Annotated in this window: 17 protein-coding genes, 1 other RNA gene, 1 riboswitch and 1 other annotated feature; of the genes, 17 read left to right on the top strand and 1 reads right to left on the bottom strand. The window is 50.1% G+C overall.

Annotation, left to right across the window (positions count from 1 at the left end; all coding sequences use genetic code 11):
* Nucleotides 1-48 precede the first annotated feature (48 nt).
* From acsV to ACY2VW_RS02775, 8 genes are all read left to right on the top strand, one after another.
* Nucleotides 49-1,974 (top strand): corrinoid activation/regeneration protein AcsV, encoded by a 1,926-nt coding sequence (acsV, locus tag ACY2VW_RS02740; protein ID WP_461876900.1) that lies wholly within the window; start codon nt 49-51, stop codon nt 1,972-1,974.
* 42 nt (nt 1,975-2,016) lie between these two features.
* On the top strand, nt 2,017-2,688 hold the full coding sequence (locus tag ACY2VW_RS02745; protein WP_459919316.1) for a DUF3786 domain-containing protein: 672 nt from the start codon (nt 2,017-2,019) through the stop codon (nt 2,686-2,688).
* 34 nt (nt 2,689-2,722) lie between these two features.
* Nucleotides 2,723-3,355 carry a cyclodeaminase/cyclohydrolase family protein gene (locus tag ACY2VW_RS02750; RefSeq protein WP_461876901.1) on the top strand — a complete coding sequence of 211 codons (633 nt, stop codon included), beginning with the start codon at nt 2,723-2,725 and terminating at the stop codon, nt 3,353-3,355.
* Between the two features lie 42 nt (nt 3,356-3,397).
* Nucleotides 3,398-4,249, top strand: coding sequence for a bifunctional 5,10-methylenetetrahydrofolate dehydrogenase/5,10-methenyltetrahydrofolate cyclohydrolase (locus tag ACY2VW_RS02755; RefSeq protein WP_461876903.1), 852 nt, complete (start codon nt 3,398-3,400; stop codon nt 4,247-4,249).
* Nucleotides 4,250-4,419: 170 nt separating this feature from the next.
* The gene (gene spoIVA, locus ACY2VW_RS02760) at nt 4,420-5,889 is read left to right on the top strand and encodes a stage IV sporulation protein A (RefSeq protein WP_461873127.1); all 1,470 of its coding nucleotides are present in this window, start codon (nt 4,420-4,422) and stop codon (nt 5,887-5,889) included.
* A 104-nt stretch (nt 5,890-5,993) separates the two neighbouring features.
* A non-coding RNA gene (gene ssrS / locus ACY2VW_RS02765) (6S RNA) lies at nt 5,994-6,188 on the top strand.
* Between the two features lie 70 nt (nt 6,189-6,258).
* Nucleotides 6,259-7,302: an aldose epimerase family protein gene (locus ACY2VW_RS02770; RefSeq protein WP_461876904.1), complete on the top strand. Its 1,044-nt coding sequence runs from the start codon at nt 6,259-6,261 to the stop codon at nt 7,300-7,302.
* A 486-nt stretch (nt 7,303-7,788) separates the two neighbouring features.
* A riboswitch (cobalamin riboswitch) is annotated at nt 7,789-7,989 on the bottom strand.
* A 122-nt stretch (nt 7,990-8,111) separates the two neighbouring features.
* Nucleotides 8,112-9,530, top strand: coding sequence for a SpoIID/LytB domain-containing protein (locus tag ACY2VW_RS02775; protein WP_461876905.1), 1,419 nt, complete (start codon nt 8,112-8,114; stop codon nt 9,528-9,530).
* Nucleotides 9,531-9,692: 162 nt separating this feature from the next.
* Here the strand turns inward: ACY2VW_RS02775 and ACY2VW_RS02780 are convergent, their stop codons facing one another.
* On the bottom strand, nt 9,693-10,739 hold the full coding sequence (locus tag ACY2VW_RS02780) for an electron transporter RnfD (protein WP_461876906.1): 1,047 nt from the start codon (nt 10,737-10,739) through the stop codon (nt 9,693-9,695).
* Between the two features lie 288 nt (nt 10,740-11,027).
* Between ACY2VW_RS02780 and ACY2VW_RS02785 the strand changes: the two genes are divergently transcribed.
* The 9 genes from ACY2VW_RS02785 to ACY2VW_RS02825 all read left to right on the top strand — a co-directional run bounded on the left by ACY2VW_RS02785 (nt 11,028) and on the right by ACY2VW_RS02825 (nt 24,006).
* Nucleotides 11,028-12,005 carry a LacI family DNA-binding transcriptional regulator gene (locus tag ACY2VW_RS02785; protein ID WP_461873121.1) on the top strand — a complete coding sequence of 326 codons (978 nt, stop codon included), beginning with the start codon at nt 11,028-11,030 and terminating at the stop codon, nt 12,003-12,005.
* Between the two features lie 312 nt (nt 12,006-12,317).
* Complete coding sequence (locus tag ACY2VW_RS02790) at nt 12,318-14,162, top strand: alpha-amylase family protein (RefSeq protein ID WP_461876907.1); 1,845 nt, start codon at nt 12,318-12,320, stop codon at nt 14,160-14,162.
* Between the two features lie 114 nt (nt 14,163-14,276).
* Complete coding sequence (locus tag ACY2VW_RS02795; RefSeq protein ID WP_238032803.1) at nt 14,277-15,146, top strand: YihY/virulence factor BrkB family protein; 870 nt, start codon at nt 14,277-14,279, stop codon at nt 15,144-15,146.
* Between the two features lie 72 nt (nt 15,147-15,218).
* Nucleotides 15,219-15,471: a binding site (T-box leader), on the top strand.
* A 164-nt stretch (nt 15,472-15,635) separates the two neighbouring features.
* On the top strand, nt 15,636-16,682 hold the full coding sequence (gene pheS, locus ACY2VW_RS02800) for a phenylalanine--tRNA ligase subunit alpha (protein ID WP_022461828.1): 1,047 nt from the start codon (nt 15,636-15,638) through the stop codon (nt 16,680-16,682).
* Between the two features lie 31 nt (nt 16,683-16,713).
* Complete coding sequence (gene pheT / locus ACY2VW_RS02805; protein WP_055226441.1) at nt 16,714-19,158, top strand: phenylalanine--tRNA ligase subunit beta; 2,445 nt, start codon at nt 16,714-16,716, stop codon at nt 19,156-19,158.
* A 5-nt stretch (nt 19,159-19,163) separates the two neighbouring features.
* Complete coding sequence (locus tag ACY2VW_RS02810; protein WP_022461826.1) at nt 19,164-19,811, top strand: histidine phosphatase family protein; 648 nt, start codon at nt 19,164-19,166, stop codon at nt 19,809-19,811.
* 318 nt (nt 19,812-20,129) lie between these two features.
* On the top strand, nt 20,130-21,155 hold the full coding sequence (locus tag ACY2VW_RS02815; RefSeq protein WP_117804049.1) for an aldo/keto reductase: 1,026 nt from the start codon (nt 20,130-20,132) through the stop codon (nt 21,153-21,155).
* Nucleotides 21,152-22,096 carry an AEC family transporter gene (locus ACY2VW_RS02820; RefSeq protein WP_461876910.1) on the top strand — a complete coding sequence of 315 codons (945 nt, stop codon included), beginning with the start codon at nt 21,152-21,154 and terminating at the stop codon, nt 22,094-22,096. The genes ACY2VW_RS02815 and ACY2VW_RS02820 overlap by 4 nt, the downstream gene beginning before the upstream one ends.
* Nucleotides 22,097-22,203: 107 nt before the next feature.
* Nucleotides 22,204-24,006, top strand: a complete 1,803-nt coding sequence (locus tag ACY2VW_RS02825; RefSeq protein WP_461876912.1) for a glycoside hydrolase family 2 protein — start codon at nt 22,204-22,206, stop codon at nt 24,004-24,006.
* Nucleotides 24,007-24,123: the final 117 nt, after the last annotated feature.

The following is a 24,123-nucleotide window of genomic DNA, read 5'->3' on the forward strand; positions in this document are numbered from 1 at the left end:
AAAAGAAAAACAGCGGAGAAATACATACGACTGGGGGATTTACAAGTTATGGCAAAAGTAACCTTTCGATTTGAAGAGGGAGAACCGGTAGTCACCTATGCAACCGAGGGAGAGCGTCTTCTTGAGGTAGCGCAGAAGAGCAACGTGCCGATCGATGCACCATGTTCTGGAAACGCGTCCTGCGGAAAATGCCGTGTCCGCCTCGTGAGCGGTGAGCTGGACTCCAAAATGACCCGCCATATTTCAGAAGAAGAATACCAGAACGGCTGGAGACTGGCATGCGTCAGCACCGTGAAAGGTGATGTCGAGGTGGAAGTACCAGACATTGCATCTGCATACCGGAGCCGCATGAAGGTCGCAGACCTTAGTTCACCGAGTGAAATTGCAATTTTTGAAGATACAAAACAGAAAATTACAGACGCCGGCCTGGAGCTGAAAAACAGCATGCAGGTGATCACGATCTCGATGGAAGAGCCGACACTTGACGATACGATGCCGGACAACGAGAGAGTCACCTGGGCCGTACAGGCAGCAACCGGACTGGATCGGGTGCGGATTCCGTACTCTGTGCTGAAAAAAATGCCGGATGTCCTTCGGGAGTCTCATTTCCAGGTGCAGTGTGTGGTCCGTACAACGGCAAACGACGTCTTTTTATACGATATGCTTCCGATGGAAGAAAAAGCAGTTGTCGGCGGCCTTGTGGTCGATATCGGAACGACAACCGTATCTGCGCTGATCGTGGATATGCTGAGCGGCGAAATCCTGGCGAAAGCATCTTCCGGAAACGGACAGATCCGCTACGGTGCCGATGTCATCAACCGAATCATCGAGTCCCAGAAACCGGGCGGCTATGAGAGACTGCAGAATGCAATTATCAAAGAAACCTTAAATCCGATGATTTCCAATATGTGCCGTGCGGCAAAAATCAACAGTAAGCAGATTTACCGTGCAGCGATCGCCGGAAACACCACGATGGAGCATCTGATGATGGGCATTAATGCGGATCCGCTTCGGATGGAGCCGTACATTCCGGCCTTCTTTAAGACGAACTCCCTGTTCGCATCAGATGTCAACCTTGCGATTCATCCGGATGCGCATATCATTCTGGCACCAAATATCGGAAGCTATGTCGGCGGAGATATTACCGCCGGTACTCTGGTCAGCATGATCTGGAACCGGCCGGAGATGAGTCTCTTTATCGACCTTGGTACCAACGGAGAGCTTGCATTTGGAAACTCTGACTTTATGGTAAGCTGTGCATGTTCGGCAGGACCGGCCTTTGAGGGCGGTGATATCAGCTGTGGTATGCGTGCAACCGACGGTGCGATCGAGAAATGTACGATTGATCCGGAGACGATGGAGCCATCCTATCATGTTATCGGAGATGAAGGCACGAAGCCGATCGGCCTTTGCGGTTCCGGTATCATCGATGTAATTGCGGCTCTGTTCCGCGCGAAGATGGTCAATCCGAAGGGGAAATTTATCCGTGAGGGAAAACGGATCCGTCACGACAAATATGGCATGGGAAGCTATGTCATTGCGTTCGAGGAGGAAGCCGGAAGCGTGCGTGATGTCGAGATCACAGAAGTCGATATCGACAACTTTATCCGTGCCAAGGGCGCGATTTTCTCTGCGATCCGCACGATGCTGAACTATCTGGACATGGACGTTTCCATGATCGAGGAAGTTTACGTAGCGGGCGGTATCGGAAGCGGCATCAATATGAAAAATGCCGTTACCATCGGTATGTTCCCGGACATCCCGTTGGAAAAATTCCATTACATCGGCAACTCTTCCCTGACCGGCGCGTATTCGATGCTCTTATCGACAGCGGCAGAGAAGAAGACGTACGAGGTTGCCCGGAACATGACGTATCTGGAGCTCTCGACCGTACCGACGTATATGGACGAATTTGTAGCGGCCTGCTTCCTGCCGCACACGGACACAGCGATGTTCCCGTCTGTAGAAGTATAAAAACGGAAGTGAGAACCTTTTTTTGAGAGGAATTGGATTCACATGGCAGTAGACTTGAATTACGAAAAAGACAGCAAAGAACGGATTCCCTATGAACATTACCTGGAAGTATACCAGAACGCGGATCCGGCGGAAATTTCCAGCCGGTGTAATGTACCGTATGACGCCGAAAAACACGAGTTTACGGTATCCCTGATGGGTGTTTCCTACCGGATTTCCTGGCCGGAGTACCGCGTGCAGCATCTTGGAGATGACGGCACAGACGGTCCGGTGATCGGCTGGTATCCGCTCGAGGAGAAGCCGAATGCAAAAATTCTGGTGCTGCGCTATCTGACCGAGGGCGGAGCTGCCCCATCCACCGGAAAATTCCTGACATACCGGGAGATTCCGTGGGGAGAGGTTTATTTTAAGCAGTTCCAGGGAAGATGTCTGTTCCGTCTGGCCTTTGGCTTTGGCGGAAAGCTCGACAAATTCCGTGAGATCATGGAGCGCGTCGGTGCACAGGCGATTTCATCCGGAGATGTCGGATATGAGCTGGAGTTTATGAAGGGTCTTTTTGTCCGCCTGATTTTATGGGCGGGAGATGATGAATTTCCGCCGTCCGCACAGATTCTCTTTTCGGACAATTTCCCGGCTGCATTTACGCAGGGAGAGGATATGGCGGTGGTCGGCGATGTCACGATTGATATGCTGAAGGCACTTGCTGCAAAATAGGTTTACCAAATAAAAACAAGCGGAGGAAAATAACATGGGATTTTCAACAGTACCTTGCAATGAATTTGTAGAAGTACTCGGTTCCAAAGCGCCGGTTCCAGGAGGCGGCGGAGCATCTGCACTGGTCGGCGCTGTCGGCACAGCACTTGGCAACATGGTCGGCGCACTGACTGTCGGCAAAAAGAAATACGCGGATGTCGAAGAAGAAATGAAAGAGCTGATGGCGAAGGCAACGACTCTCCAGGGCGAGCTGCTTCACCTGATCGAGCGCGATGCGGAAGTGTTCGAGCCGCTCTCCAAAGCATACGGCATGCCGCGTGAGACGGAAGAGGAGAAGGCAGAGAAAGCAAGAGTCATGGAAATCGTGCTGAAGGATGCCTGCTCCGTGCCGATGGAAATCATGGAAAAATGCTGTGAAGCGATCGATCTGATCGTGGAATTTGCAGCAAAAGGTTCCGCACTCGCAATCAGCGATGCGGGCGTTGGCGCAGCGTTCTGCAAGGCTGCCTTAGAGGGCGCTTCCCTGAACGTATACATCAACACCAAATCCATGAAAAACCGTGAATACGCAGAAGAGCTGAACAAAAAATGCGATGAGATGCTTGCGGTTTATACCGTAAAAGCAGACGAAATTTTCCAGAGCGTACTGGGAGGACTGAAAGCCTGAAACGCGGCAGAAGATGCCGCAGAAAAAGCGGAGGATAAGAAAATGGCAAAACAGTTATTAGGAAAAGAAGTAACAGCAGCATTAAATAAGAAAATCAAAGCAAACGTAGCAGAACTGGAAGCAAAAGGAGTAAAACCAACCCTCGGAATCATCCGTGTCGGAGAGAGAGAGGATGACCTTTCCTACGAAAGAGGAGCAACAAAACGCTGTGAGACCTTAGGCGTTGCATACGAGAAATTCCTTCTCCCGGCAGATGTTACCCAGGAAGAGCTGATGGCTGCCATCGACAAAGTAAATAAAGATGATTCCATCCACGGCGTTCTGATTTTCCGCCCGCTCCCGAAACATCTCGATGAGGCGGCTGTCATCAAAGCGCTTTCCCCGGAGAAAGATGTAGACGGTATCACAGACGGTTCCATGGTAGGCGTATTCGCCGGAACAAAACAGGGCTTCCCGCCATGTACTCCGCAGGCCTGCATGGAGATCCTCGACCACTACGGCATCGACTGCACCGGTAAAAAAGCCGTTGTCGTAGGCCGCAGCCTCGTTGTAGGAAAACCGGCAGCCATGATGCTGTTAAAGAAAAACGCAACCGTAACCATCTGCCATACCAGAACGAAAGACATGCCGTCTGTAGTCAAAGAGGCAGATATCGTGATCGTAGCAGCAGGCCGTGCAGGTGTTGTGGATGATACTTACCTGCGTGCAGGCCAGACCGTTATCGATGTCGGAATCAACGTAAACGAAGAAGGAAAACTCTGCGGAGACGTTGCATACGCAAAAGCTGAGCCGATCGTTGAGGCAATCACACCGGTTCCAGGCGGCGTAGGATCCGTTACCACATCTGTTCTGGTCGGCCATGTGGTAGAGGCTGCCATGAGAAAAAACAGCTGATCATAGGCTGAAGATAAGAATGTGACAGAAAAAGGCACTGTGCGTCCGAAAAAAGGGCGGCGGTGCCTTTTTTGCGTGCGTGGCAGTGCAGTTTTGGTGATAGGAGAGGGGGCCGGCTCATAGAATATAACAGTACATAGCAACAAAGATCAAAAGGGGGACAACAGCGCATGGATGCATATTCAGTATACCGCGATATTCAGAAACGAACGAAGGGCCAGTTCCTGATCGGAGTGGTGGGGCCTGTACGGACGGGAAAGTCCACCCTGATCCGCCGTTTCCTGGAGGTGCTGGCACTGCCGCATCTTTCGGAAAAGGAACAGGCGGAGGTACGGGATGCCCTGCCTTTAAGCGGGGAGGGAAAGACGATCACAACGGTGGAGCCGAAATTTGTGCCGAAAGACGCCGTGGAGCTGCAGCTTGGGGAGGGCGATCCGATCCGGCTGCGACTGATCGACTGCGTTGGCTTTCTGGTGCCGGATGCGGCGGGAAATCTGGAAAATGAGAAGGAGCGGATGGTAAAAACACCGTGGTCCGAGCAGGCGATTCCGTTCCGGGAGGCAGCGGAGATCGGTACGAAGAAGGTGATCGCAGAACATTCCACGATCGGTCTTATGGTGACGTGCGACGGATCGTTCGGCGAGCTGCCGCGGGAGAATTTTCTGCAGGCGGAGGAACGGACCGTTGCGGAGCTCAAAAAGCAGGGAAAGCCCTTCCTGATTCTTGTGAACGCGAAAAAACCGTACCGGGAGGAGACACAGCGGCAGGTAAAGGAGCTTGAAACAAAATTCGGCGTGGCAGCGATGGCGGTGAACTGCGACCAGCTCCGCAAAGAAGATATTCTGCATATGCTCGAAAAGGTGCTGTATGAGTTCCCGCTTCAGCAGATGGAATTTTATATTCCCAAATGGGTGGAGCTTCTTGCCGATGACCATCCGCTGAAGGCGGAGCTGCTGCAGAAGATCCGTGAGATGTGCAGGGAAAAGACGCGCCTGAAGGACGCAGTAGGCGGAAAAACAGCGATTGCCAGCCAGTATGTCAGCCAGACACTGCTGCAGTCGATGGATCTTGCGAGCGGCACGGTGAAGGTGCGGATTGAGGTGAAAGAGCAGTATTATTATGAAATGCTGAGTGCACTTGCCGGCGTGGAGATCAAAGGCGAGTATGATCTGGTGCAGACGATCCGCGAGCTGTCGGCACAGCGGGAAGAGTACCGCAAGGTAGAGGACGCGATTCATGCGGTGCGCGGATGCGGCTACGGCGTCGTGATTCCGGGGAGGGAGGAGATTCAGCTGGAGGAGCCGGCCGTGATCCATCAGGGAAACAAATACGGCGTGAAAATTAAATCGGTGAGCCCGTCGATTCATATGATCAAGGCCAACATCGAGACGGAGATTGCGCCGATCGTCGGAAGTGAGCAGCAGGCGGAGGATCTGATCGCCTATATCAAAGAGAGCGCAAAGAGCCCGGAGGGAATCTGGAATACCAATATTTTCGGCAAATCCGTTGAGCAGCTCGTCGACGACGGCATCCGCAGCAAAATCGCCCAGATCACCGAGGACGGCCAGGCAAAACTCCAGGATTCCATGCAGAAAATTGTCAACGACAGCCGGGGCGGAATGGTGTGTATTATCATTTAATACAAAAGCTGTTCGAATATTTTTGAGTAATTGTGCAATAATACTTGAAAAGCGAACCAAAATAGCGTATAATCCGAATTGTGAAAAGAAAAGAAGAAAAATGTAACTTCCTGGAATGTTCGATGATCTCATTATTTTGAACCTACATTTACTTTAAACGGGAGGCTTATTATTGTCATGTGGATGTCAGGCCACCCTGGAAACAGACGTCAGTGGAAGGCAGAAATGATGACTGCGGCTACCCACCTAGCTTGCGTTGCTAGGAGTCAAAGTATGGGAAACGGCATTCCGGGGTTACAAAAGAGAAAAAAGAGAATCATGAAAGTGATTCTCTTTTATACGTTACATACAAACAAAAGGAGAAGGAACATGAAAAAACAGGGTTTTGGAACAACAAAAGACGGAAAAGAAGCAGCACTCTACACACTCTCCAATAAAAACGGAATGGAAATCAGCGTAACCGATTACGGCGCACATCTGGTATCGGTTCTCGTACCGGACAAGGATGGAAAGAAGAGAGACGTTGTCCTTGGATTTGACTCCGTAACCGGCTATGAGACAGACGGAAGCCATTTCGGAGCTACCATCGGAAGAAACGGAAACCGTATCGCGGGAGCAGCATTTGAACTGCACGGAAAAACATATCAGATGGCAAAAAATGAGAACGGCAACAACCTGCACAGCGGCCCGGACGGATATGAGTACCGCATCTGGAACGTAGAAGAGGCGGATGACAGCGCCGTTACCTTCGTTCTGATGAGCCCGGACGGAGACCAGGGGTTCCCGGGAAACTTTGAAGTGTCCGTTACGTATACCCTGACCGATGAGAACGCCGTAGAAATCCACTACGAGGGAAGCTGCGATCAGGATACCGTTGTCAACATGACAAACCACAGCTACTTCAACCTGGCAGGCCACGATGCCGGATCCATCGAGAACCAGACACTTATCTTAAAAGCGGAGCAGTTCAGCCCGGTGATCGATTCTGCATCTATCCCAACCGGAGAGCATGCATCCGTAAAGGGAACTCCGATGGATTTTACCAGCGAGAAAGCAATCGGAGCAGAGATCGAAGCAGATTTCGAGCAGCTTAAACTGACCGGCGGCTACGACCACAACTTTATTCTGGATAAGGCAGTAGAGGGAAGCATCGAGCTGATGGCTGTCGCATCCTGCAAAGAGAGCGGCATTACCATGGAAGCCTTCACGGATCTGCCATGTGTTCAGTTCTATGCCGGAAACTTCATCGCTCCGGTTACCGGAAAGAATGGAGTATCCTACGGCAAACGCAACGGCTTCTGCCTGGAATCCCAGTATGTACCGAATGCCATCAATCAGGAGGGTGAGGAGAAACCGATCCTCGAGGCAGGCGATACCTACGACACCACAACCGTATACAAATTCATTTTCTAAGATCCTATTTTATAGCAATCCCCGAAAATAATGCAAAAAATTCAGCACCGCAGAGCGTGAATTATTTTCGGGTCTTGCTATAGAAACAGCATAAAAAAGCTCCCTTCCTGCAGCATCCTGTGAAAACAGGAGCGCAGGCGGGGAGCCTTTTTATGGGAAAGTATGCAGAAAACAAACTCTGAAAAACAGAAAAAGAAAAGACCCTGTTTTCGAATCCAACAGAATCTTACCAGTCATATCATATTCTTTTCAGAGGTGGGTAACCGCTTCGCCATCTGAATCAACCTGCAAGCGGAATAGCAGACACCTTTAAGCGGAGGATGGCGCCTGACTAAGAACAGGCGAAACCAGAATCTGAAACGGTTTACCCGGCCGTTTAATGCAATGCATAAATCTCGCTCGAAGGTTTCTAAAAATCTAATCGAAAATTTTCAGACATTCCATATCCCATAATAGTCTTTGAATGGAAGCTTTCATCGGAAGCATCAACCCTATGCATACAGAGCAGGTTTCCTGACTTACAGATCATCGTTCCACATTCCTTCTCATATGTTGCGGACATACAATGGATTTGTTATGCTTCACTCCCTGATTACAGTGACCGGATCGCCCAGGAATCTCACCTGAATTCCCTCTCTCACCAAAAGACGGATCTTCTTTTGATGCACTCTGGATGTTGATATGAAATTTATACACAACCGTACTATATACCATAGGGCGGTATTTGTCAAGGAAAAATCGCAAAAAGAAAAGGAATCGGACAAAAAGCCGTGTGCATAGAATGAGATATGAAGAGAAAAAATGATACATTGGAACTGATACTGTTAGGAGTGGGGATTCTCCTGCTGCTGTTATTGTTTGTTGTGAAGCGCCGTCTGGATGCGCCGGAAGAGACAGCGACAGCAGAAAGCAGGACGGAGACGATGGAAGGCAAAAAGCAGGAGGAGACGATACAGAACATAGAACGGGAAAACACGGCTTTTCTGAACAGTAAAAAGGAAGAACAAAAAGAAACAACGGCAGCCGGACCGGTGCAGATCCGTGTCCTTCTGACGGACTGCGGAAAGCTGGGATACGCACAGAAACAGGTGTCCCTGCGTGGAAACGCAAGCCTTTCCATGAACGACGGCGCATACATAGCTTCCCCGCAGGAGACGATCTGTGTGACGGAACAGGAATGCGGGGAAGTTGTGCATGTGGTGCCGGCCGATGAGACGGCGGGAACAGCGGTTTCCCTGACGGGAAAGCCGGAGGACGAGACGGTTTATCCGGGAAGTTTTGTCATCTATAAAAGCGAAGAGGGACTTCTTGTTGTAAATGAACTTAATCTGGAAATGTATCTTCGGTATGTCGTGCCGAGTGAGATGCCGTCCTCCTATGAAAAGGAGGCATTAAAAGCACAGGCGGTCTGTGCGAGAACGTATGCGTGTGCCAGGATTCGTGAAAAAACGTGGGAGAACTACCACGCGGATGTAGACGACAGCGTGGAAAGTCAGGTCTACCACAATATGGAAGCGCAGCCAGAGACAGACGCTGCGGTGGCGGAGACAGAAGGAAAAATCATCACCTGCGGCGGGGAACCAATTCAGGCGTATTTTTTCTCAACCTCCTGCGGGAAGACGAGTACGGATGAAGTGTGGAATACGGCGGAGACGGCAGAATATCTGAAGAGCGTGACGGTAGGCGGGGAGAAGCAGGGACCGGAGACGGAGGAGGCGTTTGCATCGTTTATCACCAAAAGGGACAGCACAAGTCTGGAAGTGGAGGACGGCTGGTACCGCTGGCAGGTGACGATTCCAGCGGATGTGCTGTCAGAACGGGCGGCGGATCAGAAAATCGGGGAGATCACGGGGATTGAGGTGCTGCGGCGGTCAGAGGGAGGTGCGGCAGAAGCGGTCCGGATTGAGGGGACAAAGGGATCCATGGAAATCGCAGGAGAGTATCAGATCCGAAAATTTCTCTCGGCGAAAGGATATCCGATTCAGAAAAACGACGGAACCGTAAGCGGCGAGATGGATCTGCTTCCGAGCGCCTGCTTTACGGCAGTTCCGGAAAAAGAAGGGGAAACGATTGCCTCCTTTACGTTTTACGGCGGCGGCTACGGCCACGGTGTCGGTATGTCGCAGAACGGCGCGCAGCATCTGGCGGAACAGGGAAAAACGTATGAGGAGATTCTTGCCTATTTTTACCAGAACATTGAAATCAGCGACTGCCGGTCTCTTTTTTGAAAAGAATACAGACAGCCGCTGCAGGACAGAAGAAGGCTACGCTACAATCAGCGCTATGAGATAAAACGGAGCCGCCAAGAAATCCGATGGTAAGTTCCTTTCCTTCTTCTGCTTTTTTTTATACATTCCTTTAATCGTGCCCAATTGCTGCGTTCCATTACTTTACGTCCACTCTTCGATGGAAAGGCTCTCAATATAAGCGGCCAGTTCTTCCGCCATTTCCTCAGCTTCTGGAATTCTGAGATGTCCAGGGGTTCCGGTGCCGTTTCTTTTGAAGGTATATTTTGTGATTTTATCATCGTTCTGCGCTTCTGCTGCCTCGCAGATTGCCTGATCCCAGGAAGGATCATGCCCCAGAAGCGTTGTAATGCAGACGATATGTGCCTGCGGATACGTTTTCCGCAGCTTCTCCAGAAAATGCTGATAAGATTTTTTCCAATGTCTGGATGCATCACTGTTCGGATCTTCTTTCATGTAATCTACCGGATGGCTGTCGTTCTGACCGAATGCTACAATTACGGCATCTGGTGTGTAGTCGGAAAAATTCCATTCCGTTGGTTTTCCGGCTGCCGGCTGATAATGTACCTTGTTCCATACACTTTCCATTCCGATGGCATGCGGTTCACAGAACCAGCCTGTATGATCCAGTAAAGCAATTCCGCCCTGTGCGATATCGTGAATCTGTGCGTGCAGTTTCCGGGCTGTCATCCATGCGTAGGAATACCAGCTGTTCGAGTATTCTCCATTGTGCTCCGGATCTGGTTTTCCGGTATAGTCAATTGCTTCGGATACCTCACCTGCAGAGACAGAATCTCCATATACTTCTATTTTGCGCTTTTCTTCCGGTACTGGTTCCAGAAGCTGTCCGCCGTCTGCAAGTTCGAAACCCTGGAAAGTGAGTTCGTGGCAGGAATCCTGTCGTTTAAAGAGCAGAAGATCATGCTCTGTTTTCTCTTTCTCTTTTACCTCCAGCAGAATTTTTGCTTCTCCGTTCTTTGGGAGCAGAATGCTGGTCTGTTCTCCATCTAAGATACAGCCCAGATAATTGTCCCAGTATATATTTTTATTTTTTACAGAAACCGTCAGCTGGTTTCCTGTAAATCTTGCCTGTACCGAAGTGCAGGGAAAAACAAAAACGGGTGCTTCTGGATTACTCCAGTCAATTCGTCCACTGTATCTGAGTCTGCTGTCATTTGCCTGAATTTTCATGACTATCTCCTCTCTGTGATGCTTTGATTGAATTTTACTTTATTTTAATTTTGAATTCGTTTTATGATTTTAGCAGTTCTTCTTTCTCTTTTCAATATCTCCGAATTTGATTTCCGCTTTTCTGTGTTTTGCCTAATTCTAAGCATGTATTTTTGTAAATTAATTTATCATTAACTTAATTTGCAAATTAAACAAGAAGTTCGATTTTTGGGTTTTCTTATAGAAAAGGATGTGTTACAATTCTTTAAGAAAAGTGAAATTGCGATCAGCAGGCAGTAAGGAGAAAAAATGGCGACAATTAAGGACATAGCGGCACGCGCCGGCGTTACGGCGACGACGGTTTCCCGCGTGATCAATAACCGCGGATACATCAGTGAAGAGACAAGAAAAAAAGTAACGCAGGCGATGCAGGAAATGAATTACCAGCCGAATGAGCTGGCGCGTTCCCTGGCAAAAGCACATTCCAATACGATCGGGGTTATCGTTCCGCACATCTCGCACCCGTTTTTCAGTAAAATGATCAGTGCGCTTGAGAGCGCGGCGGCAAAGCGGGGCTACAAGATTCTGCTCTGCAACTCGAAAGATCAGCCGGAGAAAGAAACCGAATATCTCGATATGTTCATCTCCAACCGTGTGACCGGCGTCGTGATGGCAAGCCGCGATGTGCAGATTGAAAAATTTCATGATCTGAAAATTCCGATCGTCAATTTCGAGCGGGAGGAAAACACGGAGGCCATTACGATCCAGTGTGACAACGAGCAGGGAGGAGCGCTTGCAGCATCGCATCTTGCGGACTGCGGCTGCCGCCATCTGCTTCATTTCGGCGGAATCGTCGGAAGAGATATGCCGGCGGACCGGCGTGCGGATGGATTCCTGCGCGTCTGCCGGGAGCGGGGGATTGAAGGGGGAGTTCTTTTGAGTGACCGCTTAAGCTACGGCTCCATGCACTATGAATCCTATATTGAAAAGGGCCTTCTGGAGCACCCGGAGACGGACGGCATTTTTGCAAGCAGTGACCTGATTGCCGCACAGGTACTCCAGCGTCTTCATGCGATGGGAAAACGGGTGCCGGAAGAGGTCAAAGTTGTCGGTTTTGACGATACGGTGATTGCCGGGCTTACAACGCCGGCGATCACAACAATCCACCAGCCAATCGAGGAAATGTCGGAACTGTCAATGGAATATATTGACCGCAGACGGAAAGGCGAACTGGTGCCGAATGTAACGACGATGCCGGTGCGTCTTGTTGTGCGGGATTCCGCGTGAAACAGATGGGAACAAATCAAACAAAAAGAAACGAGAGGCTCCGCAGGAACAGAAACTGTGGAGTCTTTTTCTGACTGGAACCAAGAAGGCATCCGGTACAAAGAATGCTTCAGACCGGACAGGTAATCGATAAACAGAAAATAGTAAAAAAGGACAAAGAAAAAGACGAAAATTTGTTGAAAAATACAGTATGTAAACGATTGACATATGATTGCGGCAACGGTATACTGCAAGAGAAAGAAATGTAACACGGATCTGCGATAAGCGGAACACTGTGACAAAATAAAGAATACGATAAAGGAGACGAATAACATGACAGTGGAATATCAGAGAAGATTTGAGAAACACTACGACGAACTGAAATGGCTCTACTGTGAGCTGTATCCAAACGGACAGGGAAGATTTGAAGAGCTCTGTGCGGGCATGGAGCAGTGGTACAAAGAGCGGAATAAAAAATGGAAAGCACTCGACCGTAAGAGAGAAAAACAGAAGAACTGGTATAAGAGCCAGAAAATGCTCGGCATGATGTTGTACATCGATGCATTCGCAGACAACATCAGCGGCCTTGAGGAGAAGCTGGATTACTTAAAAGCGTGCAACGTGAATTATCTGCACCTGATGCCGTTCCTTGCCACCCCGAAAGGAAAGAGTGACGGCGGCTATGCCGTTGCTGATTACCGTACCGTACAGCCGTCCCTTGGAACGATGGAGGATCTGGCTGCGCTGTCCGAAAAATGCCACGACCAGGGCATGAGTCTCTGCATGGATTTCGTTATGAACCATACTTCCGAGGATCATGAGTGGGCCAGACGTGCACTTGCCGGAGAAAAAGAGTATCAGGACCGTTACTTCTTTTTCGATAACTACGACATTCCGTCCGAATATGAGAAAACCTGCCCGCAGGTATTCCCGACAACGGCACCGGGCAACTTTACCTGGAGAGAGGACTGTCACAAATTTGTCATGACAACATTCTACCCATACCAGTGGGATCTGAACTATGCGAACCCGGTTGTCTTCAATGAGATGGTCAACAACATGCTCTATCTCGTCAACCAGGGAATCGATATCGTCCGCATCGATGCCGTTCCATACATCTGGAAACAGCTCGGCACCACCTGCCGTAACCTGCCGCAGGTACATACCATTGTCCGCATGATGCGTATGATCACCGAGATCGTCTGCCCGGGCGTTCTGCTGCTCGGCGAGGTTGTTATGGAGCCGGAAAAGGTTGTTCCGTACTTCGGAACCCTGGAAAAACCGGAGTGCCATATGCTGTACAACGTAACGACGATGGCATCCACCTGGCACACCGTTGCGACCGCAGATACCCGCCTGCTGAAACATCAGATGGATATTGTGACGAGACTGCCGAAGGACTATGTATTCCTGAATTATCTGAGATGCCACGATGACATCGGCTGGGGCCTTGATTACGAGTGGTTAAAACAGTTCGGCATCGCCGAGGCACCGCACAAGAAATACCTGAACGACTACTTCCGCGGCTATGTGGAGGGAAGTGATGCAAGAGGAGAGCTCTACAACGACGATCCTGTTCTGCAGGATGCGCGTCTCTGCGGAACGACGGCTTCTCTCTGCGGTCTTGAGGCGGCAGGCTTTGAACAGAATGAAGAGAAGACGGCACAGGCCATCCAGAGAATCGAGATGCTGAATGCATACCTCTTCATCCAGTCCGGTATTCCGGTCATCTACAGCGGTGACGAGATCGGCCAGGTCAACGATTACTCCTACAAGGAGAGCGAGGACTACGACCGCAGATCCGACAGCCGTTATATTCACCGCGGCCACTTCTGCTGGGATCTGGAACCGGAGAAGGATAAAAAAGGAACGGTACAGAATCGGATTTTTGCTTCGATGAAGAAGATGGAAGAGCTCAAATTCAAATATCGTCCGTTCGATGGGGAGGCGGATGTCTGGACCGAGGAAACGTACGATACCGCACTTCTCTGCGTCTGCAGAAAATCCGGCAATGAGATGGTGACGGGAATCTTCAACTTCAGCAACGAGGACCGTACCGCATGGATCGATATGGGAGAGTTCACCTGGAAGGATCTGTTTACCGGCGAAAAACGCGTTCTGCGCGGTGTTCCGGTTCCGGCCCGCGGTTACGCATGGTATTACCGCAAATGGGATTGAAATCCCTTGCGAAGGAAAGAAAAGTATGATATGCTTTGTAGGCTATCCTGCAATACAAGATGTGTGCAATAATGGGATAGATTCACGAAAACAAAGAAAAGGCGGTTTTGCCAGATGATAAAAACAATCCGCGGTTTTATGAAGCGCCTGAATGAGGACCATGTCGGTGCTTATGCAGCGCAGAGCGCGTATTTCATTCTTCTTTCCTTTATTCCGTTTGTTCTTCTGGTTGTTACGCTTGTAAAATATACGCCGCTGACACGCGACGATGTTTACAGCGTTCTGATCAATATGGTGCCCACGGAGTTCCAGAGCTACGTGGGCGGTATTGTAAATGAGATCTTTTATCAGTCCGTTGCCTATATGCCGATTACGATCATCACAACACTGTGGTCGGCGGGAAAGGGCATTGCGGCGCTGACAAACGGGCTGAACAGCATTTACCACGTAACAGAGACACGTAATTACATCATCAACCGGCTGCGGGGCATGGCGTATACCTTGATATTTGTCGTTGCATTCCTCACCAGTCTGGTGCTTCTGGTCTTCGGAACCCGCATTCAGGATAAGCTGACGGAGCATCTGCCGATGGTGGCACGCGTGACATCCTCTATCATGGGCATGCGTACCCTGATTACGACAGGCGTGCTGGCGGTTCTGTTCCTGGTGCTGTATAAATGTATTCCGAACCGGAAGGCGAGTTTTAAGAGCCAGTGCCCGGGCGCACTGATCTCATCCCTTGCCTGGTCCATTTTTTCCCTTGTGTTTTCCATGTATCTTGACATCGCGCTTGCGGCGTCCAACATGTACGGCAGTCTGACAATGATCGTGTTTATCATGATCTGGATGTATTTCTGCATGTGGATCCTTCTGATCGGTGCGGAGATCAATGCGTATTTTGAGGATAAACTGCGGAAACTGCAGAATGCGGCGATCGAGCATTTTATGGAAAATAAAGAGACAAATAAAGAAGCGGGAAAATAATGGCTTGACATCCGGGGGTCAAGACGGTACAATAAACATTGTTTATGAAAGTTTTATAAATAATCCAACAGGAAAAATGCTGTGAAGATGTTCAGAGAAATATTTTTTCCGCCAGAGAGAGGGAGTCATCGGCTGCAAGCTCCTTCAGGTTCAGGAATATTTCAAATTTCGCATTGGAGCAGATGTCCGGAACGTATAGCAGGATACTGGAAATGCAAGTAGGGACAGACGTTTGGTGTACGTTACAGCACCGGTTATGAGTGTCTGCAGGAAGTATCTGCAGAAATCAGGGTGGTACCGCGAAATTTCAGATCTCGTCCCTTTGTGGGGCGGGGTCTTTTTTTGTGAGCAACGAGCCAGACAGCCATGCTTGCATGGATATTTGGCGACTGCCACGAAAATCAGATGCTCCGCTGTTTGCAGCGGGGTATCTGACTGTTTTTCACATTTACCATCAAACAAGCAAGAAAAAGAAAGTAGGAGAGTCAAATGCAGGAAAAAAGTGTATTAACCGGCCATCTGTCTGAATTAAAACAGAAGATTGAAAATGGACTGGAAGAGCTGAAAAGCTCCAAAGAACTGTATGAATTTAAGAGCGAGTATCTGGAAGGAAAGAAAAGTAAGATCAGCGGGCTGATGAAAGAAATGAAAAACATTGCCCCGGAAGAGCGCGCAAACTACGGTAAATCCGTCAATGAGTTAAAAGAGTGGGCGCTTGGCCGCTTCCAGAAAGTGGAAGAGGAGATGAAAGAGCGCGAGCTGCAGAAGAAATATGAGTCCGAGAAAATCGACCTGACCCTTCCGGCAGAAGAGACAGCGATCGGAAACCTTCATCCGGTTACCCTGATCCGCAAACAGCTCATCGACATCTTTGCAGGCATGGGCTTTGAGGTATACGAGGGAAGAGAAATCGAGACCGATTACTACAACTTTACTGCACTGAATACACCACAGGATCACCCGGCAAGAGATATGCAGGATACCTTCTATCTCTCCCCGGAATTCCTGCTTCGTACCCAGACATCGGCAGGCCAGATTCATGTCATGGAAAACAAAAAGCCGCCGATCAAGATCCTTTCCCCGGGACGTGTTTTTCGGTCTGATGACGACGCAACCCATTCTCCGATGTTCCATCAGATGGAGGGACTCGTTGTCGACAAAAACATCACCCTCTGCGACCTGAAAGGAATGCTCGACGTACTCGTACAGAAGATCTACGGCGAGGGAACGACAACACGTCTTCGTCCATCTTACTTCCCGTTCACGGAGCCGTCCGTTGAGGTAGACTGCAGCTGCTTCGCCTGCGGCGGAAAAGGATGCAGCCTCTGCAAGGGAACCGGCTGGATCGAGGTCCTTGGAGCAGGTATCGTAAACAAACGCGTGCTGGAGAACTGCGGCATTGATTCAGAAGAGTACAGCGGCTTCGCTTTTGGCATCGGCCTGGAGCGTATCGCCATGCTGAAATACGGAATCAACAACATCAAACTGTTATTCGGTTCCGATCTGCGGGTTTTAAATCAGATTAACGAGAAATAAAGACGAAACAGTTTGAATTTGGAGGTTTAATATGTTAGTACCGTTAAGTTGGCTGAAAGAATATGTAGATATCGATGTTACCCCGGAAGAACTGGAGAAAAAACTGTTCGACGGCGGTTTTGAAGTAGAAGAGCGTTATCAGGTGGGAAAAGACATCAGCAACGTTGTTGTCGGTCTGGTGGAGGGCTGCGAGCCGATCCCGGAGACCCATCTTCATGTGTGCCAGGTAAATGCAGGAGAACACGGCACCATGCAGATCTGCTGCGGCGCAGACAACGTGCACACCGGCGGAAAATTCCCGGTTGCCCTTCCTGGCGCTTCTGTTTATGCAACAGCAAAAGATCATAAGACCATCGAGGGTGTTATGACCATCAAAAAAGGAAAATTAAGAGGATATGAGTCCTGCGGAATGCTCTGCTCCGGCGTGGAGCTCGGCCTTACCGAGGATCTGTACCCGGGCGCAGGCTACAACGGACTGCTTGTTCTGCCGGAAGATGCCGAGCTTGGCGCAGATGTCAAAGAGCTGACAGGTCTTGACGACTGGATCTTTGATATCTCCCTGACTGCAAACAGACCGGACTGCCAGAGTATCCTCGGTATCGCAAGAGAAGTATCGGCGATGCTGGAAAAACCTTTAAAAATGCCGGCAACCGATTACACCGAGACGGATGTGGAAAAAGAAGGCTTCTCTGTCCGCGTGGAAGCTCCGGAACTCTGCCCGCGTTACAGCGCTCATTACGTATATGACGTAAAAATCGGAGAGTCCCCGGCATGGATGAAACGCCGTCTGGCACTCGTCGGCATGTCCGCGATCTCCAACGTGGTTGATATCACAAACTACGTCTTAAAAGAGATCGGCCAGCCGATGCATGCTTTTGACTGCTCTTATCTGGAAGGCAATGAAATCTGTGTCAGAAGAGCAAAAGAAAATGAAAAGATTGTGACCCTCGATGAGCAGGAATACACAATGAATGAGAACAACCTCGTGATCTGCGACGGCGTAAAACCGGTTGCACTTGCCGGTGTCATGGGAGGCTTAAACTCCGAGATCCGCGACACGACAGAGGCTGTTATGTTTGAGTCCGCAAAATTCGCACGCGACAACGTCAGAAAGACAGCCCGTGCGCTTGGAAAAGCGACGGATGCCAGTGCAAGATATGAGAAAGGCGTGGACGAGTATTCAACCGTACTTGGTATGAAACGTGCGCTGCATCTGATGGAAGAGCTTGGCTGCGGTAAAGTTTCCCGTACCCATTTCGATGTGAACACCGGAAACTCCATCGATCCGACTCCGATGACCGTCAGTGTCAGCAAAGTAAACGGCGTACTCGGTATCGAAGTTCCGGAAGCAGAGATTCTCCGCATTATGAAAAACCTGAACTTTGCACCGGAAATCAACGGCGATGAGCTGACCATCCAGGTTCCGGCTTACCGTGAGGATATGCTGCCGGAGGGAGAGAACGATGTCGAGCGCTATCCGGACGTGGCAGAGGAAGTCATCCGTATGTACGGCTACGATCACGTAACCGATACCTTCCTTTCCGCTGCACAGGTAACGATGGGCGGCTACAATGAAGAGCAGAAAGGCGAGCTGGCACTGAAGAATACCTTATGCACCATGGGTATCTACGAGTGCATGCATTACTCCTTCTTCTCCCCTGCAGATCTGGATCTCTTGAAACTGCCGGCAGATGCAAAAGAGAGAAATGCCATCGAGATCATCAACCCGATCAACCAGGATCTGTCCCTGATGCGTACCACACTGGCAGCTTCCATGCTGAATGCCATTTCCAGAAATGAGAAACAGGGCACCCTTGAAGGAAGACTGTTCGAGGTGGCAAGCATCTACATTCCGGAGTCCCTGCCGCTGACATCCTACCCGGATGAGAGAAAAGTTCTCTGCGTCGGAACCTTCGGAAACAACGAGAGCTTCTTCACTATGAAGGGCATCGCCAACACCATCGCCGAGAGCATGGACATTGAGTTCACCTACGAGCCGGTTCAGAAATCCTTCCTGCATCCGTATCAGGCAGTGAAAGTACTCTGCGAGGGTACAGAAATCGGATACTTCGGAAAAGCAGCATACGATATCCAGAACGAGCTGAGCATGCGTACTTCCTCTTACATCATGGAGCTTGACTTAAAAGAGCTCTCCAGATGGTACGGCAAAAAACGCACCTTCCAGCCGATCTCCAAATTCCAGGAGGAGAAACGTGACCTGGCATTTGTCATGGACAAAAACATCAGCTGCGGCGATGTAGAGAACTGTATCCGCGAGGCAAACAAATACGTAAAAGAGATCCGTCTGTTCGATGTTTACGAGGGCGGCCAGATTCCGGAAGGCAAGAAGAGCATGGCGTTCACCGTCACCTTTGCACCGAAGGAAGAAGCATTTGACTTCGAAAAAGTACAGAAATTTGTCGAGAAGATCTGCAAGAAACTGCAGAATGAGTTCAACATCGAACTGAGAGGCTGATTTTTATGAAACTTTATATCATACGCCACGGTGAAACTGCGTGGAACGTAGAAGGCAGACTGCAGGGCCAGACGGACACCGAGCTGAATGAGAATGGTGTCCGTCTGGCGAAAGTGACGGCGGAAGGACTGAAAAATATCCCGTTTGACCTTGGAATTTCCAGTCCACTGCGCCGCGCAAAGCACACGGCAGAGCTCGTCCTTGCGGGCAGAAATGTGCCGCTTACGACCGACGACCGCCTGATGGAGCTTTCCTTTGGCTCCTGGGAAGGGCTTGGATGCCGGGCAAACAATTTTGAGATTCCGTCTGAACACTTCGACGATTTTTACAGAGATCCGTTCCACTTCTGCCCGGCGGGAGACGGAGAGACGATCCAGGAGGTCTGCGACCGGGCAGAAGCGTTCTATCATGAGCTGACTGCAAAACCGGAGCTCCAGGACAAGACGATCCTGATCGCCACCCACGGCTGCTGCATGCGTGCGCTGCTACGCAATGTCTATGAAGACAAGAACGACTTCTGGCACGGCGGCGTGCCGTACAACTGTGCGGTCAGCATCATCGAAGTACAGAACGGTGTTTCCACGCTGCTTGCGGATAATAAAATCTATTATGATCCGTCGGACTGCGTAAACTTTTATAAAGAAGTAAAATAAAAAATGATATTCAGAGGCAGACATAAAAGGAAAGTATTTCCCTTTGTGCCTGCCTCTTTAAATCGCGTTTGCCGTCTGATAGAAAGTGTGATACTATAGAAATAACGGATTTTAACACCAGTAGACAAGAAGTCCCCCGTTTCTGAAGCGGTGGGATGAATTGCTAAAAGAAACATAACGGCAGTGGCGGGCGGAGAGAAATCGGTATTCTCCACTGACATGAGGCAAGTCACAGTCGAACTATTTTCGACATGTCAGACTCCGTGAAATACCGACTATGAGTTGAAACAATGAAAGCGAAAAAGGAGGAACATAAGTATGTCCATGGTAACACTGGGAAGTACAGGAATCTGTGTAAACAAGAACGGCTTCGGCGCGCTGCCGGTACAGCGTGTCACGAAAGAAGACGCTGTTTATCTGCTGCGCAAAGCGTATGACGGAGGCATCCGCTTTTTTGATACCGCGCGTGCATACAGCGACAGCGAGGAAAAATTAGGCGCAGCGTTTGAGAAAATGCGTGAGAAGGTCTTTATCTCTACGAAGACGATGGCAAAGGATGTGGAGGGCTTCTGGAAGGATCTGGAGACAAGCCTTTCCCTTTTGAAGACGGATTACATCGATATCTATCAGTTCCACAATCCGTCCTTCTGTCCTAAGCCGGGAGATGGAACCGGCCTGTATGAGGCGATGCTGGAAGCAAAAGCACAGGGAAAAATCCGCCACATCGGTATCACGAACCACCGCATGAGCGTGGCAGAGGAGATCATCGAGTCCGGTCTTTACGAGACGCTGCAGTTCCCGTTCTGCTATCTGGCAACGGACCGTGAGAAAGCACTGGTACAGGGATGCAAAGAGAAAAATATCGGCTTTATCGCAATGAAAGCGCTTTCGGGCGGGCTGATCACAAACTCCGCGGCTGCATATGCTTTTGAAGACCAGTACGACAACGTGCTTCCGATCTGGGGCGTCCAGAGAGAAAAAGAGCTGGACGAGTTCTTAAGCTACATTGCCTGTCCGCCTGCCATGACGGATGAAATCAAGACGATCATCGAGAAAGACCAGAAAGAGCTCTCCGGCAACTTCTGCCGCGGCTGCGGTTACTGTATGCCATGTCCGGCAGGCATTGAGATTAACACCTGCGCGCGCATGAGCCTGCTTCTGCGCCGTTCCCCGTCCGCCAACCAGCTCACCGAGCGCGGCCAGGCGATGATGAAGAAAATCGAAGGTTGCCTCCACTGCGGCGCCTGCATGAAGAAATGTCCCTACGGTCTGAATACGCCGAAGCTTCTCGAAGAGAACTACGAAGATTATAAAAATGTACTGGCAGGAAAAACGCTGGTATGAGTAATCTGATCTTCAGCCTGAACGCGACGATGCCGATCTTCCTGACAATGATTTTGGGACTTTTCTTTCGAAAGGTTGGTATTCTGGACGAATCGTTCACAAGCGAAATGAACAAATTTGTGTTTAAAATCGCACTCCCGGTGCTGCTGTTCCAGGACCTGTCGGATTCTGATTTCTCCGCTGTGTGGGATATCAAATTCGTTCTGTTCTGCTTCTTTGCAACACTGCTCTCAATTCTTGCGGTATGGGGACTTTCCCATCTCTTAAAAGAGAGAAGTGCAAGAGGCGAATTTATCCAGGCGGCGTACCGGAGCAGTGCGGCGATCCTTGGTATTGCCTTTATCCAGAATATCTACGGAAATTCCGGCATGGCGCCGCTGATGATCATCAGCAGTGTGCCGCTGTATAATATCATGGCGGTTGTCGTTCTTGCAGTATTCCGTCCGGAACGGGAGGAGATCACGGCAGATTTTGTGAAAAAGACGGCGAAAAATATCGTGACAAACCCGATTATCCTCGGGATCGCTACAGGACTTCTCTGGTCGGTGCTTCGCATTCCAAAGCCGGTGATTCTGCAGAAAACGGTGCAGAATATTGCGGTACTTGCAACGCCGCTCGGCCTGATTGCGATGGGTGCGTCGTTTGAGGCAAAGAGCGCGGCAAAGAATATCCGGCCGTCGATTGCTGCAGCTGCGATTAAGCTGGTCGGTCTTGCAGCTGCCTTTCTGCCGATCGCCGTGATACTTGGCTTCCGTCAGGAAAAATTGGTGGCAATCCTTGTGATGCTGGGTTCCGCAACGACGGTGAGCAGTTTTATCATGGCGAAAAATATGGGTCATGAGGGAAGTCTGACGGCAAACACCGTTATGCTCACAACGTGCGGCAGTGCCTTTACGCTGACGTTCTGGCTGTATCTGATGAAAACGCTGGCGTTTATCTAACCGGATTGCGAATATCCGCTTTGATTTTCAGTACACCAAAAGCGTGTCCGGGATTTTGTCCGGGCACGCTTTTATCAATCATAAAAATCAGAAAAAGAGGGAAAAGAATGGACTTCAAAAATGCGGTCAAAGCATTACAGATTGGAAAAAAGGAAGGAAAAAAATTCCGCCTTTCTACGGAATTTGGGAAAAATCCGGAAGAAGAGCTCCCGTTTCCGGAATATCCGCGTCCGCAGATGCGCCGGGAAAACTGGACAAATCTGAACGGATGGTGGGAGTATGCGTTCACGGAAACGCAGAAAATGCCAGAACAGCGGGACGGAAAAATTCTCGTTCCGTTTTCCCCGGAGTGCGATGCGTCCGGCGTGAAGCGGCAGCTGCTTCCAAAAGAATATCTGTGGTACTTCCGCACGATTCAGCTTCCCAAAATTCCTGCCGGAAAACGGCTGCTGCTGCAGTTCGGCGCCGTGGATCAGGATGCGGTAATTTACTGCAACGGAAAGCGTGCCGGAGGCCATCTCGGCGGGTATCTTTCTTTTTCAGTGGATCTTACGCCGTATCTCAAAACGGGAGAGAACGAGCTTGCCGTCAAGGTGCGCGATGAGACGGACACGGACTGGAAGGGCCGCGGAAAGCAGAGCCTTACCCCGGGCGGCATGTTTTACACCGCGCAGAGCGGCATCTGGCAGAGCGTCTGGATGGAATGGGTGCCGGAGACGTATCTGGAACGCATCGTGATCACGCCGGAATATGATACGGCGAGCGTAAAAGTACGGGTTTTCCTCAACGGACCGGATGCGGGACTGACGAAAAAAATTACGGTGCGGGAGAGCGAAGCGCCGGATGCGAAGGTGATCTGCGTCCGGGAGACGAGAGAAAACGAGGCGGAGCTGATTCTCGGTAATTTTGCAGGCTGGAGCCCGGAACATCCGCATCTCTATGGGGTTTCCATTGAAGCGGGAGAAGACCGCATCGAGAGTTATTTCGGCATGCGCAAATTCGGCATTGGAAAAGATGAGAAAGGAATCACGCGTCTTCTCTTAAACGGAAAGCCGTATTTCCAGAACGGTGTCCTCGACCAGGGTTATTGGCCGGAAAGCTTCTACACGCCGCCGTCCGATGAGGCGATGGTTTATGACATTAAGACGGCCAAACGCCTCGGTTTCAATATGATCCGGAAACACCTGAAAGTTGAGTGCGCAAGATGGTATTCCCACTGCGACCATATCGGTATGCTGGTGTGGCAGGATATGATCAACGGCGGCGGCCGGTCGATTCAGACGTTCCTTTTGTACCTTCCGACCGTACTGCCGTTTGTGACAACGGAATTCAGGGATAACTGTTATCCGCTCTTTTCGCGGACCTCAAAAACGGGAAGAGAGTGGTGGAAGCGGGAGTGCCGCGAGACGGTTCATCAGCTTTACAATGCACCGTGCGTGTCGCTCTGGGTTCTGTTCAACGAGGGATGGGGACAGTTTGATGCCAGGGAGATGACAGAAATGGTGCGCGCTCTCGATCCGACGCGGCAGATCGACCACGCGAGCGGCTGGTACGATCAGGGAGCGGGGGACATCAAGAGCCTTCACAATTACTTTCGTCCGTTAAAAGTAAAACCGGAGGAGCGCGCGTTTGCTTTTTCTGAATACGGCGGCTATACGTATCCGGTACAGGAGCATCTCTACTCCGAAAAATCGTTCGGCTACCGCACGTACCAGAACCAGACACAGTACCAGAAAGCGATGAATGCACTGGCAGAAAAGATAAGAGAACTCACAGAACAGGGACTTGCCGCAGCAGTCTACACACAGCTTACCGATGTCGAGGAGGAGTCGAACGGCATCCTTACGTATGACCGGAAGGTATGCAAATGGGAACCACAGGAGGCAAAAGATTTTTGCCCAAAAGAATAATTTGGTAAAATTTTTGTTGACAAAGCGAGGATAAGTTGCTAATATATTGGATAAGGCGTTGGAAGTTGTAAGAAATTGCTGAAAATCCGCGGCGCCTGCGGATGGAGGAAAGTTGGT

The sequence above is a fragment of the Fusicatenibacter sp. genome (assembly GCF_977045365.1).